We start from the raw sequence: 13287 nt of genomic DNA on the forward strand, positions 1-13287 counted from the left end.
CCGGCAGGTCGTGCAATCGATGGGTCGGCGGCTCCCCAGGAATGCAACCATGTCGGCTTTCAGGCGTAGCCGTGCCAGACGCACGACCCTGTTTGGAGGATGACGATGGAACCGATGAAGCCCATGGAACCGATGAAGCCTATGGAGCCGATGAAACCGATGTCCGGCGGCGAGGCCTGGTGGCCGCAGGAGCTGGGCCAGCCCTCCACCAGCGGCGGCCAGAACGGAATGCGCTATGCGTTCTTCCCCGATGCCCGCCGCCTCGTGATCGATACCGACGGCAAGCGCACCACCTACGATACCGGCGATCACCAGATCAGCGGCGTCTCCCAGAGCAACGGTTCCGCGCCGACCTTCTCGTCGCGGCAGGGCGACGTCTCGGTCAAGGACCTCAAGACGGTGGATTGACAGGTAAGGGCGGCGCGGGAGAGCGCCGCCATTGCACCCCGCTCGGCGCGCCGACATACTCGCCGGCGGCGTGACGACGAAGGCGCAAAGCCAGTCCACGACGCCGGAGGGAGCGCGACGGTGGAGGAGGACACGCGGATGCGTGGGCATCTGTGCGGGATCAAGACCTCCTGGACGATGGCGACGGCGGAGGCCGACGCCGTGGCGGACATCGCCGCCCATATCGGCCCGGCCGACCTCTCGCACATGCTGGCCTTCTTCTCCCCCGATTACGATGTCGGCGCCCTGAACGCCGCCCTGGCGGAGGCCTTCCCCGGCACGCCCATCACCGGGTGTACGATGTCGGGCGGGATCTGTCCTGCGGGAGGCCTGGAGGGCGGCCTCGTCGTGGTGGCGTTTCCGGCCAAGGGATTTCGCGTCGTCTCGGCGATCCTCGATGCCATCGACCATCTCGACGTGGCCCGCACGGCCTCGTCGGTCCGCACGCTGCGACGGGCGCTGGCGACGGACCCCACCGACCATGCGACGAACCGGCTCTTCGCCTTGTCCTTCATCGACGGGCTCGCCAATGCGGAGGAGACGGTGGTCTCGACCATCGCCTGGGCCCTCGACGGCATTCCGCTGGTCGGGGGATCGGCAGGCGACGATCTGCATTTCCGCGAAACGGTCCTGCTCCACGGCGGCACGATCCATCGCAGGGCGGCCGTGGTGGTGCTGGTGGAGACGGATCACCCGTTCCAGACTTTCAAGAGCGATCATTTCGAGCCGACATCGACGAAGTTCGTGGTGACGGCCTCCGACGACGAGCAGCGCATCGTCCATGAGTTGAACGCCGAGCCCGCCGCCCGCGAATACGCCATGGCGGTGGGGCTCGATCCGGAAGCACTCACACCGATGAGCTTTGCCGCCTATCCGCTCGCCGTTAAGGTCGGCGGCGAGTATTTCTGCCGCTCGATCCGACGCATGAACGCCGACGGCTCGCTGACCTTCTTCTGCGCCATCGACGAAGGCGTCGTGCTGACCCTGGCCCAGCCACGCGACATCGTGGAGACCACCCGCAACGACCTCGCCCGCCTCGATGCGGCGTTGGGTGGGATCGACCTGATCATCGGCTTCGATTGCGTCTTGCGCCGCCTCGACGCGGAAAGCCGACAGGTCCGCCAGGGCATCTGCGATCTCTACCGCCGCTACGACGTGGTCGGGTTCGAGACCTACGGCGAGCAATACAAGGCGATGCATCTCAACCAGACCTTCACCGGCATCGCCATCGGCCGGCCGCGCGCCCGATGAAGGCCGATCATCCTGACGATGCCGCCCGCCGCATCGCCAAGCTCGAGCGCATCAACGCCGCCCTCATGGCGCATGTGGAACGCAACATGGACCAGCAGGGCGGGGCCTATTCGCTGTTCCAGACCGCGATCATCCTCGAAGGTCGGGTCCGCTCGCGCACCGAGGAGCTGACCGGGCTGATGCACAGCCTGGAGCGCTCCAACGCCGCCCTCGTCGCGGCGAAGGAGGAAGCCGAGACCGCCAACCGTTCGAAGACCCGCTTCCTCGCCGCCGCCGGCCATGATCTGCTTCAGCCGCTGAATGCCGCGCGCCTCTCGGCCTCGGCCCTCTCCGACATGCCGCTCAGCCCGGAAGCCCTGGCGATGTCCGGGCAGGTGGAGCGCGGCCTGCAGACCATCGAAGATCTGATCAAGACTTTGCTCGACATTTCCAAGCTCGATGCCGGAATCGTCCGCCCTGGTATCCGGCCGATCGCCCTCGCCGATCTGCTCGGGGGCATCGCTGCGAGCTTCATGTCGATGGCCGAGCGCAAGGGCCTGCGCCTCGCGGTCCGCTGCCCGGAGCTCCGGGTCGACAGCGACCCGATCCTGCTTCGTCGCATCCTGCAGAACCTCGTCTCCAATGCCGTCCGCTACACCAGCCGCGGAGGTGTGCTGATCGCCGCGCGGCGGCGGGACCAGGCGTGCCGCATCGAGATCATCGATACCGGCTGCGGCATTGAGGAGAGCGAGCGGCATCTCGTCTTCGAGGAATTCTACCGGGGCGGCAGGGAGGGTGACGAGGGTGAGCCCGGTCTCGGTCTCGGGCTCTCCATCGTCCAGCGCATGGCAACGGCCCTCGATCACGCGCTCACCCTGCATTCCCGGCCCGGCCACGGAACGCGGATGAGCCTGACCGTCCCCATCGGCACCTCTCCGGTCGAGCCGGCGGCCGGCCCCACGCCGATCGCGACGCGGCTGACGGGCGCGCGCGTGCTCATCGTGGAGAACGATCCGGCCACCGCAGATGCACTGACGCGCCTGCTGCGGAACTGGGATGCCGATGTGAGTGCTCATCGCGATCTCGCCAGCGTCGGAGAGTACGTCTCCGCCGGACGTCCACCACCGGACGTGCTGATCCTGGATTACCACCTCGACAACGGCGCCTGCGGCCTCGACGTGGCCACCTACCTGCGGGGCGTGATCCGCACGGACCTGCCAGCGATCGTCACCACCGCCGACCATTCCGCCGTGATCGAAGCCGATGTGGCGAGGCTCGGGGCGGAGCTGATGCACAAGCCGATCAAGCCGGCGCAACTGCGCGCCCTGCTCACACATCTGCTCGGCTGATCAGGCCGGGTCGGCATCGATGCGCATCCTCAAAATCGCATAGGGCGGCTGCCTGAGGTCGCGTCCATTATTGTAGTCGGGGCTGCGATTGACCTGCGCGGCCGTGATGTAGAGCCAGCGGTCGGGGGTGATCCAGAACGTGTCGGCCCAGATGAGCCGGGGATCCGTGGCGAGGATCGTGACAGTGCCGTCCGTCTCGCGCCGGCCGACCGCGTTGTGCTCCTGCAGGGCGAGATACACGCGGTCCTTGGAATCGGCGATGAGCCCTCCGGTCATGCCCTTCTCGCCGAGATCTTCCACAGCGGCAGCGACCTCGGCATCGGACACCGCCGGGTCGAGGAGAAGAGCGGTCTCCACTGCATAGAGTCGCCGCCCCATCAGTGGGGCGTAGTAGAGGCGTCGGCCGTCGGGGCTGAGGGCGATGCCGTTCGCGCCGCCCTGGACCGGACGCGGCGGCCCCTCGGCCTTGCGCTGCAGGATCTGGCGATTCTCGACTACTTTGACGATGCCCTTCTGGGACTCGGTGCTGGCATGCCGGGCGAGCCGTCGGATGACACGACCGCTCGCGAGATCGACCGCGAGGATGGCACCATGGCCGTCCTGGCCCTGGTCCGTGATGAAGGCCACCGCCCGTCCGTCCCGGATATCGACCCTGAGGTCGTTGAGCGAGGAGGTCGCCGTGACGCCGGCCTCCAGCGGGACCGCCTGGGCGATCCGGTTGGTGGTCAGATCGAACCGGACGAGCTTGGCACCTCCCGGCATGGGCGGGCCCGACCCATCCGGCAATCCGGCATCGAGCACCCAGAGCCTGTCGTCACGGTCCATCACACCATTGGGGACGTGAAGGAGCCGGTGCTGAGAGGCCTTCGGGTCGGGCTGGTTGGTGGCCTCGTCGGGATAGGGCGTCACGCTCCCGTCCGGCATGACCTCGCCGAGGGTGAAAGGGACTTTGGCGTTGAAGCGCGGCATCATCACGAAGACGCGGCCGCTTCGCGACAGGGTGATGCCGGTGGGGTTAGAGGGCGCATTCGCCATCATGGCGAGTTCGAGCCCGGGAACGCCCTGATCGCTGGCAACGCCAGTGCCGGATTCCGCTTGGGACGGGCCCTTTTGCTCAGCGGAGGCCTGGCTGGTCAGTGCGGCAAATCCGGCGAGGCCGGCAGCCAGCATGTCACGTCGAGCGAAGGTCATGGATGCTGCAATCCTGTAGGATTTGAATGCGGTCAGCGGGCTTTCACCGCGCCCCGGACCTTGAGATCGATGGCCGCCACCACGGAGCCCGCCGAAATGAAGAGGCGATTCCCGTCCTGCCCGCCGAACTCGACATTGGAGGCCGGCGTCGCGGTGGCGATCCGGCCGAGCAACGTCCCGTCGGGCAGGTAAACACGTACGCCGTCGTCACAGGCCGCGTAGATCCGCCCGGCTTCGTCGATGGCGAGCCCGTCCGGAGCGCCCGTCTCGAGCGAGGCGACGACGCGTGGATCACCGAGGCGCCTCTCTTCCACCGGAAAGGCGAGGATAGCGCGGGCCCCTTCCGCATTGTCGAGGGCGGCACTGGTCTCGGTGACGTAGAGCGTTCGCCCATCAGGCGAGAAGGCGATGCCGTTCGGTTGGCCGACCGCGTCGGTCATGGCCAGGATCTCACCGGCCGGATCGATCCGGTAGACCCGCCTCGCGGACTGGGAAGGCGTGGTCTGAATGCCTTCATCCGGCACGGTGATGCCGAAGACAGGGTCGGTGAACCAGATCGCACCGTCCGGCGCGAGCGCCGCGTCGTTGGGGGAATTCAATGGCTGGCCGCCATACATGTCGGCCAACACAACCATCGATCCATCGGATTCGCGGCGAACGACGCGACGGGTGCGGTGCTCGCAGGTGACGAGACGTCCCTGACCATCGAGGACGTTTCCATTGGCATTGTTGGACGGATCGCGGAACGGCATCACTCCGCCATCCTCGCCGATCACCAGCATGCGGTTCGATCGCACATCGCTGACGATGAGGCCCCCAAGGTGCGGCGCCCAGCACACGCCTTCGCACCACCGACCCTCGCGGTAGAGGGTCACCGGCCGGGCGGAGGGATCGACCAGTTCGGCGAACCGGGGATCGTCCGAACGAAGGATCGGGGCCGCCGAGGCCGGCGGGCTCCAGAGGGAAGATGCGGCGAGGCCGCAGAGGATATCGCGTCGGCGCATGGAAAAGCTCGCAACGGAGGGCAGCGGCGAGGCCCAGGCGGGTCTCGTCGACAGGTCGGGCCTTCGGTCTCAGCGGGCCGATGGGCTCGTCGTCGAGCCGGCGGCGTCGCTCGTCAGTTTGATGCTCCACAGGTCGGTCGGCAGAGCCGCCGGGGCGCCGGCCTTGTAGAAGGCCGAATCCTGGATACGAGAGGTCGTCACGTAGAGGGTCCCGTCCGGTCCCTCGGCGAAAGTATCGGGCCAGCGCAGGCGCTTGTCCTGAATCAGAATCGTGAGGGCGGAGCCCTTGGTGGACAGGTCCCGAACCTTGATCGAATCGTCCTGGGGCGAGGTGACGTACATCCGCCCATCCTTGCGCGAGATGATAAGGCCGTCAGCGGGACCGTTGTCGCCCACCGTCTCGACCTTGGCCGACAGGCTCCGGTCGCTGAGCGCCTCCGGCACAAGCGACGAGGTCAGCCAGCCGGTGAGCGCGGATGTGGGCAGGCTGTAGAGGGTTCGCCCCTTGATCGCCTGCCAGTAGAGGGTGCCGCCATCGGGCGAGAGGGCGATACCATCGGCGGCGAATTCCACGCCGCGCCCATCGGGTCGCCGCAGCGGCTTGCCCTCATAGGTCACCGTGACGCTCTTGTCGGGTTGGGTCGTCGGATCGCCGTCGAGGAGGCGACGGGCCTTGCCGCTGGCGAGATCGACCACGACGAGGGCACCGCTGGCACCCGAGTCGGTGATGTAGGCGGTCTTCCCATCCGGCGAGAAGCGGACGTCGTTGAGGTAGGAGCCCTGCGGGGCCACCGCCTCGTCGAAGGCGATGATGCGAGCGGGCTTGTTCGTCTTGAGGTCGATCTCCACGAGCTTCGGCCCGTTCTTCACCAATGCGGCCATAGCGGGAGCGGCCGGATCGAGAACCCAGAGATTGCCGTCGGGGCTCGCCACGACACTCTGGACACAGATCCAATGGTCGCCCGCCGAAACCTCGTCCTTGCGCGCGTTGCGCCAGGCGTTCCACTCGGCATCGGGGAAGGGCGTGATCCGACCGTCCTTTACCTCGGCAACGGAGACGGCGCTGTCCTCCGTCCAACGGGGGAAATTGACGAAGACGCGTCCGTCCTTCGTCACGGTAACGCCGGTCACTTGGTGCTCGAAGCTGGCGACCTTGGCGAGGGCGCCGGCGGGTACCGAACCAGTCTGGGCTTCAGCCCATGCGGAGCCCGCGACGATCGTGCCGGAGAGAAGCACCGCGGCCAGGGCGGCGCGGGTGGTCGTGGATGACATCATGGGGCACTCGTGGCGGGGAGAGAGAGGTACTGCTCCCTCCGGCAACGCAACGACCGGCGGCCAAGCTTCAATCAAATTTTCAAGGATGACGCGTCTTCAGGCGGCGAGCGCGCGCCTCACGGTGGAACGCAGGTCCGCCAGCGAGAACGGCTTCGTCAGCACGTCGGTGACGATGGCGTCGAGACCGCGGGCACGCTCGCGCTGGTCGGCGAACCCCGTCATCAGGAGGATGGTCAAGTTGGGAAAATCGCGCTTTGCTGCGAGGGCGAGGGCGATGCCGTCCATGAGCGGCATGCGGATATCGGTGAGCATCAAATCGAACGCCCCGTCCGCCTCCGTCAGCCGATCCAGTCCGTCACTGCCATCCGACGCCGTCACGACGGAATGACCGTCAATTTCCAGGCCCCGCTTCAGGAAACCACGTACCGGCTCTTCGTCATCAACAAGGAGAATTCGCGCCATCAACTCTTTGTCTCTGCTGGACCGCCCAGACTGCGCTTCTACTCAGCCCCTATGTCAAGGGCTGCTTTGCATCAAATAATACGTAAATGTTGCGCAATATGTGGCCGCGCGCAATTGTCGCCATAAACCCACGGGTGAACCCTCGCGAACCCGATTCATCGCGTGCCTCGCCTCCCTGAAGAGGGGGGCTCAGGTTCCGCCGAAGAGATCCGGCTCGCTGCTCACATGGTCCACGAGACCGACGAAGGGAAGTTGCCGATATTCGTGCGCGACATCCATGCCGTAGCCCACCACGAACACATCGGGGCAGGTGAAGCCGACGAAATCGGCATCGATGGTCACGGCCCGCTTGCCCGGCTTCTCCAGCAGAACGGCGGTCAGCACCCGCTTGGCCCCACGCGCCATGAGCAGATCCTTGGCGAAGACGACGGTGCGTCCCGATTCCAGGATATCGTCCACGAGCAGCACGTCGCGTCCGCGAACCTCGCTCTCCACGTCCCGCAGGATCGCGACCTGCCCCGAGGATACCGTCCCGCTGCGGTAGCTCGACAGGTGCACGAACTCGACCTGTGGCGACAGGCCCGAGCGGTGCAAGGCCCGCAGCAGGTCGGCGGCGAACATGAAGCTGCCTTTGAGAACCGCCACGACAAGGAGGTTCTCGGGCTTGGCCGCGACGATGGCTGCGGCTAGCTCCTCGTTGCGGTTCGCGATGGCGGCTTCGTCGAAGAGGACGCGGACGCGTCGGGTCGGGCTGGTCATACATTCTCCCTACCACGAGCAGAGCCGGCTGGCATCGATTTTTGCCCTCAACCAGCGGCAATGTCAGGGGTCAGTGAGCGACATCCGCTTCCGGCGCTCCACGTTCCGGCGCGAACCCAACCTTGATCGTACGCCCCTGTGCCGGAGGAGACGACAAGCTCGCCCTGAACCGGGCCGTCTCGCGGTCCTCGAGGCTGGAACGCGGCGGCGTCACGGTCCAGCGGTAGATGGTCTGGTCCTGCGCGTCGCGCACCTGGATTTCGATCGGCGGTACCGGGACGGTGGTGCCCGCCACACCGACCACGTCGCCTTCTATGACGAGTTGGGACGCCGCCCCCTCGCCCTGGGTCTGGTAGGCCGCGAGATCGCGGATCTCGATGCCGCGAAGGTTCACCGGCATACCGATCCGGGCATAGAGCGAGGCGCTCTGGGGCATGGCCCGCACCACGGTGCTGCGCGCGAGGAGCGCCAGGGGAATGCCGGCCAGCAGGGCGAGCCCGAAGGCGGCGGCGGGCGACGGGGCGCTCCAGCGCTTCTTTGGCGGCGTCCGCCCCCTGGCCTTGCGAACCGGCTTATCTTCAGACACCGGCTCCGCCGTCGCGGACTGGGCCTCCTCGGCCAAAGCCGCTTCCCATGCATCGAGATCGGCCTGCGCTTCGCCGCGCCCCTCCACAGAGCCCATCGCCGCCTGAATCTCGGCCATCTCCTCGGCAAGGGCGGCGGCGACCTCGTCGGGTGAGATGAACCAGGTCTCGCGACAGGCGGCGCAGCGCACGGAGCGACCCTCGACGCCGACCCTGTCGGTGGCGATGTCGTATTCGCTTGCGCAGGAGGGGCATACGATCAGCATGGCGAATCGCCGCCTCGAATATCTCGATCGGCAGTTGCCGGCTCGGTGAAAAAGACTCACACCGTCATCGCCGGAAGCGGTTAATCCTCCGTGAAGCGGCGGATATGGGAGGGCAGGCTTGTCAGCAGAATCGCGCATCGACGGATCCGGGACCCTAGCGTGAGCCGTGACAGCCTCCTGTCGGGCGTCGAGGAGCCCGTGGTTCAGTTCGAGAATGTCGGCATGCGCTACGGCCTCGGGCCGGAAGTGCTGAGCGACGTGAGCTTCCAGATCGCCCCGCGCTCGTTCCAGTTCCTCACCGGCCCTTCGGGCGCGGGAAAGACCACCCTGCTGCGCCTGATCCTGCTTTCGGTGCGGCCGACGCGCGGATTGGTCTCGGTGTTCGGGGAAGAGGTCAGCGATATTTCCAACGAGGCGCTCACCGGCCTGCGCCGGCGGATGGGCATCGTGTTTCAGGATTTCCGCCTGCTCGACCACCTGACCACCTACGAGAACGTCGCCCTCCCTCTGCGCGTCCAGGGTCGGGCGGAAACGAGCTACCGCGCCGAGGTGGTGGAACTCCTGCGCTGGGTCGGCCTCGGCGAGCGCATGCATGTCCTGCCGCCGCTTCTGTCGGGCGGCGAGAAACAGCGCGCGGCGATCGCCCGCGCGCTGATCGCCCGGCCCGACCTGCTCCTTGCCGACGAACCCACCGGCAATGTCGATCCCGGCCTCGGCCGCCGTCTGTTGCGGCTGTTCATCGAACTCAACCGCCTCGGCACCTCGGTCCTGATCGCGACCCACGATTTCGCCTTGATGGACCTCGTCGACGCCCCCCGGCTCGTTCTGGGCCAGGGCCGGCTTCAGATCGAACGCTGATGGGTGAGGCTAGCCTAGACCCGCGTCCCGCGATGCCCGTCACACCCGACCAGGAGGCCGGCCTGCCGGCGACCCTGCGACGCAACGCGCCCCTTGTCCCCACCGATTCGGCGGCGAGCCGGGCGCTCGCCGCGGTGATCGCGATCCTGACCTTCCTGGCCGCCCTGTGCGCCGGGGCGGCCGAGATCGTCGCGTCCAGTGCCAACCAGTGGCAGGGCAGCGTCGCGCAGGAAGTGACGATCCAGGTGAGGCCCAGCGTCGGCCGTGACATCGATGCCGATGTGGCGAGGGCCGAGTCGTTGGCCAAGGCCACGCCCGGCATCGCCAGCACGCGGATCTTCTCGAAGACGGAGGCGGAGCGCCTGCTCGAACCCTGGCTCGGGAGCGGCCTCGACCTCTCGGACCTTCCGGTACCGCGTCTCGTCACCCTGAAGCTCGCGGAATCCCCTCCCCCGGATTTGAAGGGATTGCGGGGGTCGCTCAGCGAGGCGATGCCGGGGGTCGCGAGCCTCGACGACCATGCCTTGTGGCTTCAGCGGCTCTCGACCATGGCCAATACCTTCGTCGGCGTCGGAGTCGGTATCGTGACCCTCGTCCTGATCGCCACCGGCCTCGCCGTCGTGTTCGCCACACGAGGAGCCATGGCCGGCAATCGCGAGGTCGTGGAGGTGCTGCATTTCGTCGGCGCGAACGACGACTTCATCGCCCGCGCGTTCCAGCGTCGGTTCTTCCGACTCGGCCTGCGTGGCGGGATCATCGGCTCGTGCTTGGCTCTGGCCGTGTTCGCGCTCGCCGGACTGCTCGCCCAGGTCTGGCGCTCGGGACCCGCCGGGGACGAGATCGAGGCCTTATTCGGTGCGTTCCATATCGGTTGGCGCGGCTATGCCGCTGTCCTCCTCATCGGCGTCATCGCATCGGTGGTCACCGGCATCGTCTCGCGGCTGACCGTCCGGCGTTTCCTGCGCTGAAGCCGGTTTTCCGGGTGCCGGACCCGCCGGATCAGCGGTTCCGTATGACATCATAGGACTACAGACATCCGCGCCGGATTCGCGTTAACCATTCGTAAACCCATCGGGGCGGAAATGTCGCCTCGCGGATGACGCATTCCGCGCTACCTTTGGAGAATGGCCACGCGGATGTCAGGACACGGCACCACTCGCCCTCCAGAGGCGTTCGGTTGGGTCTGGCCACGGGGTCGGGCGGAATCGTCGGTGCCTCCCGCGCGGATCGCCATGGTGATGTCTTCAACCCTCCGCCGTCTCGGTCAAATCGCTCTCGGACTCGGTGCCGTCGCTACCCTGGCCCTTCTCGCCGGCTTCCTGGTGTTCGCGGAATCGATCGCCCGTGACGAGCGCACTCTCGACGGCCGTGCGGACGGGATCGTGGCCTTGACCGGGGGTGCCCAGCGCATCGGCGACGCGATCGACCTTCTGGCCGGTGGCTATGGCCGACGTCTTCTCATCACCGGCGTGAACGAGCGGACCAGCCGCGACGAGATCGCCCGGCTCAATCCGAGCCAGCGCCACTGGATCGAGTGCTGTGTCGATCTCGATTACCGGGCCCGCAACACGATCGGCAACGCCATCGAGACCCGTCGCTGGATGCGCCAGCACCGGTTCAACACCGTGGCCGTGGTGACGTCGAATTATCATATGCCCCGAACCCTGGTGGAGCTCGACCACGCATTGATGGGCAAGGACCGCGTCCTCCCCCATCCGGTGATCGCGGAAGGTTTCGACGCCGACCGCTGGTGGCGTCATCCGGGAACGGCGAAGCTCATTGGTTCAGAATACCTGAAGTTCCTCGTCGCCTGGTTGCGGACGCGGTTCGAGGCCGACCCGGAACAGTCGCGGGCGGCGATCATGATGGGCAGGGGAAAGCCGATCAAGCTCGTCTCCGAAGCGGTCCTGCGCGCGCAATACTGACAAGGCTCTGTCTTCAGCGCGAGCTGGTGCGCTCCATGCGCAGGGTCACGACCTCCGCGCCGGCCTGATGGTGTATGGCAAGAGATGCAGGATCCGGCTTTCGCGCCTTACGCGACACAATGCGCGGCCCAGGATTGCGGGTCTGGCGCATGACCCGGCGGGCGGGCGTGTCGATCACGTATACAACGGGTGTCCCTACTGAGGCGGGACGGATGCCGGTCGCGGTGGGAATGCCGTAAGTTCCATAGCCCCAAGCGCTCGGAACGAGTTCGGTCGGACGCGGGAAGCGTACCAGCGGAGCGACACCATACGCCGCAGCCGGATACGGTCCGGCGTAGCGATCATCGAACCGGAGATCAGAATGACCGTAGCCGGAAGTCACCGCTCTCTGCGCATGGGCAACGGGCACAATGAGGAGGGTGAGCACCAGCATTGCTGAATGCGCTGACCATCTCCTCATCGCCAACATGCGAACCTCGCAGCGCGTAGGCCTGAGCCGGGAACGATGGCTCGACTGACGAACGAGCCATACGGTGGTCGGATAGCCGGAATGAACGAAACGGACGAGACCACATGCATGAACCGGTCCCGCACGACTGCAGCGGCGATCACCTCAGCGGCAGGTGGTGACCCGGCGAACGATCCAGCCCTCGCCATCGACGAACAACCGCTTGCGCGATTTCGTGCAGGCCAGGGCATCGTCCTCGGCCTCTACCGTCAATGCGACTTTGCCGACTTCCGCGTCCCGCTGAACACTCGTGGACGAGGCTCCCTCGGTTCCCGGCATCGCGGAGGCCGGGATAGAGGTGGCGCCGACGACGAGCGCAACGCCCAACGCAGCGGAAAGACCGAATCGTTTCGCCATCGCAACCTTGCCCGCGCGCCGTTGTCCGGAGCGCCTTAAAGACCCAAGCCAGTGCGCTCACCGCAGCGCTTGGTCTATAAAGTCGCGTGAGGGCGAAACAGTTGCAGTGCGATGACGCAACGCACTGTGAAAGTCGTCAGCATGGGTCGATTGTGTCGAACCGCACAGCCAGCGCCATGATCGTCGCCTGAGGCGATCACCTCAAACATCGACTGCCGGGTCGCAAATCCGGCGCGAAACCCTCAATGTGCGGCGGTGACACTGAGCAAGGGCAGGGTCACGGCGAGTTCCGGAGCGCCGAGTATCCGGGGCGCCAGCGAAGGAAGGGCCAAGGCCGCGATGCCAAGGACCAGGGTGAGGCCGAGGAGCGACGTTTCGAGACCGCGGTAGATCACGTCCATTCCCACCTCCACCCTGCAGGATCGAGCCGATCATGCGGGCTGGTGGGTTAACCAATCCCTTCCGCGATCTTGCGTCTCGATAGGTGGGACGGTGGATCGACGCCCCGGCGCGCCAGTGACCCCGATGAGACGTCACGCTCGTCCGAGCGTCACCATGTGGGCGAGGTCTGGTTCGGGCGGCTTCAGCAGGGAAGCGGCCAGATTGGCTTCGAGCACGATGAGATCGCTGTCCGGGTCGGGCTCCCAACCGCAACCACAGCCGCCGGGGCCTTCATGTGCCTGGGCAATCTGTCGATACAGGGTCCCGATGGTCCGTGCCGCCGTGGCCAGCGCCTGGAGCGCCGGAAGGGGATGGCGGTTCAGGCTGGTCCAGAAGGCGCGGCGCAAGGCCTCGTCCAGTTCGCTTCCCTCTTTGGGCGGCTCGATACATGGCCGGGTCGATCGGAAGGCGCTCACGCAATCTCTCCTTTTACAATCGGAATCGGCTCGTGCCTAAGCGCCGGCTCCCTCGCGGCAGCCAGGAAATCGATGAAGTCGGCAAGGCGGTGAAGGCTCATGTCGACGGCACAGCCATCCCACCACGCCAGCCGTGCATAGCCGCGGACCAGTTCCAGCATCCGTTCCATTTTGGACGGCCTTCTCATCGCGCATTGCCCCGATAACCGACATAA

17 protein-coding genes are annotated in these 13287 nt (G+C 66.4%); 6 read left to right on the forward strand and 11 right to left on the reverse strand.

What is annotated here, in order from left to right:
• Nucleotides 1-114: 114 nt before the first annotated feature.
• From ASF32_RS00115 to ASF32_RS00125, 3 genes are all read left to right on the forward strand, one after another.
• Nucleotides 115-408, forward strand: coding sequence for a hypothetical protein (locus ASF32_RS00115; RefSeq protein WP_311276700.1), 294 nt, complete (start codon nucleotides 115-117; stop codon nucleotides 406-408).
• A 138-nt stretch (nucleotides 409-546) separates the two neighbouring features.
• Nucleotides 547-1698: an FIST N-terminal domain-containing protein gene (locus ASF32_RS00120; RefSeq protein WP_056421922.1), complete on the forward strand. Its 1152-nt coding sequence runs from the start codon at nucleotides 547-549 to the stop codon at nucleotides 1696-1698.
• Complete coding sequence (locus tag ASF32_RS00125) at nucleotides 1695-3026, forward strand: hybrid sensor histidine kinase/response regulator (RefSeq protein ID WP_056421924.1); 1332 nt, start codon at nucleotides 1695-1697, stop codon at nucleotides 3024-3026. Before ASF32_RS00120 ends, ASF32_RS00125 begins: the two co-directional genes overlap by 4 nt.
• On the opposite strand, the gene ASF32_RS00130 is transcribed toward ASF32_RS00125, so the two are convergent.
• From ASF32_RS00130 to ASF32_RS00155, 6 genes are all read right to left on the reverse strand, one after another.
• Nucleotides 3027-4217 carry an L-dopachrome tautomerase-related protein gene (locus ASF32_RS00130; RefSeq protein ID WP_056421925.1) on the reverse strand — a complete coding sequence of 397 codons (1191 nt, stop codon included), beginning with the start codon at nucleotides 4215-4217 and terminating at the stop codon, nucleotides 3027-3029.
• Nucleotides 4218-4249: 32 nt separating this feature from the next.
• On the reverse strand, nucleotides 4250-5221 hold the full coding sequence (locus ASF32_RS00135; RefSeq protein WP_056421926.1) for an SMP-30/gluconolactonase/LRE family protein: 972 nt from the start codon (nucleotides 5219-5221) through the stop codon (nucleotides 4250-4252).
• Nucleotides 5222-5290: 69 nt separating this feature from the next.
• Nucleotides 5291-6496 carry an L-dopachrome tautomerase-related protein gene (locus tag ASF32_RS00140; RefSeq protein ID WP_056421930.1) on the reverse strand — a complete coding sequence of 402 codons (1206 nt, stop codon included), beginning with the start codon at nucleotides 6494-6496 and terminating at the stop codon, nucleotides 5291-5293.
• A 96-nt stretch (nucleotides 6497-6592) separates the two neighbouring features.
• The gene (locus ASF32_RS00145; protein ID WP_056421932.1) at nucleotides 6593-6958 is read right to left on the reverse strand and encodes a response regulator; all 366 of its coding nucleotides are present in this window, start codon (nucleotides 6956-6958) and stop codon (nucleotides 6593-6595) included.
• Between the two features lie 189 nt (nucleotides 6959-7147).
• Nucleotides 7148-7717: a hypoxanthine phosphoribosyltransferase gene (gene hpt, locus ASF32_RS00150; RefSeq protein WP_056421935.1), complete on the reverse strand. Its 570-nt coding sequence runs from the start codon at nucleotides 7715-7717 to the stop codon at nucleotides 7148-7150.
• 70 nt (nucleotides 7718-7787) lie between these two features.
• The gene (locus tag ASF32_RS00155) at nucleotides 7788-8567 is read right to left on the reverse strand and encodes a zinc-ribbon domain-containing protein (protein WP_056421936.1); all 780 of its coding nucleotides are present in this window, start codon (nucleotides 8565-8567) and stop codon (nucleotides 7788-7790) included.
• Between the two features lie 159 nt (nucleotides 8568-8726).
• Between ASF32_RS00155 and ftsE the strand changes: the two genes are divergently transcribed.
• From ftsE to ASF32_RS00170, 3 genes are all read left to right on the forward strand, one after another.
• Nucleotides 8727-9425 (forward strand): cell division ATP-binding protein FtsE, encoded by a 699-nt coding sequence (gene ftsE, locus ASF32_RS00160; RefSeq protein ID WP_056421937.1) that lies wholly within the window; start codon nucleotides 8727-8729, stop codon nucleotides 9423-9425.
• A gap of 32 nt (nucleotides 9426-9457) precedes the next feature.
• Nucleotides 9458-10393: an ABC transporter permease gene (locus tag ASF32_RS00165; protein ID WP_244478210.1), complete on the forward strand. Its 936-nt coding sequence runs from the start codon at nucleotides 9458-9460 to the stop codon at nucleotides 10391-10393.
• Between the two features lie 264 nt (nucleotides 10394-10657).
• A complete protein-coding gene (locus ASF32_RS00170) occupies nucleotides 10658-11350 on the forward strand; it encodes a YdcF family protein (protein ID WP_056421946.1) in 693 nt (230 codons plus the stop codon).
• A gap of 13 nt (nucleotides 11351-11363) precedes the next feature.
• Here ASF32_RS00170 and ASF32_RS00175 read toward each other — a convergent pair whose 3' ends face one another.
• The 5 genes from ASF32_RS00175 to ASF32_RS25820 form a co-directional block, all read right to left on the reverse strand.
• Complete coding sequence (locus tag ASF32_RS00175) at nucleotides 11364-11783, reverse strand: hypothetical protein (RefSeq protein ID WP_056421947.1); 420 nt, start codon at nucleotides 11781-11783, stop codon at nucleotides 11364-11366.
• Nucleotides 11784-11963: 180 nt separating this feature from the next.
• A complete protein-coding gene (locus ASF32_RS00180) occupies nucleotides 11964-12215 on the reverse strand; it encodes a hypothetical protein (protein WP_056421948.1) in 252 nt (83 codons plus the stop codon).
• A gap of 242 nt (nucleotides 12216-12457) precedes the next feature.
• On the reverse strand, nucleotides 12458-12616 hold the full coding sequence (locus ASF32_RS25815) for a hypothetical protein (RefSeq protein ID WP_200919001.1): 159 nt from the start codon (nucleotides 12614-12616) through the stop codon (nucleotides 12458-12460).
• A 132-nt stretch (nucleotides 12617-12748) separates the two neighbouring features.
• Nucleotides 12749-13072: a hypothetical protein gene (locus tag ASF32_RS00185; RefSeq protein ID WP_056421950.1), complete on the reverse strand. Its 324-nt coding sequence runs from the start codon at nucleotides 13070-13072 to the stop codon at nucleotides 12749-12751.
• Nucleotides 13069-13242: a hypothetical protein gene (locus ASF32_RS25820; RefSeq protein WP_200919003.1), complete on the reverse strand. Its 174-nt coding sequence runs from the start codon at nucleotides 13240-13242 to the stop codon at nucleotides 13069-13071. The genes ASF32_RS00185 and ASF32_RS25820 overlap by 4 nt, the downstream gene beginning before the upstream one ends.
• Nucleotides 13243-13287: the final 45 nt, after the last annotated feature.

Origin of the sequence: Methylobacterium sp. Leaf91 (assembly GCF_001422815.1) — a bacterium.
Lineage (GTDB): Bacteria > Pseudomonadota > Alphaproteobacteria > Rhizobiales > Beijerinckiaceae > Methylobacterium.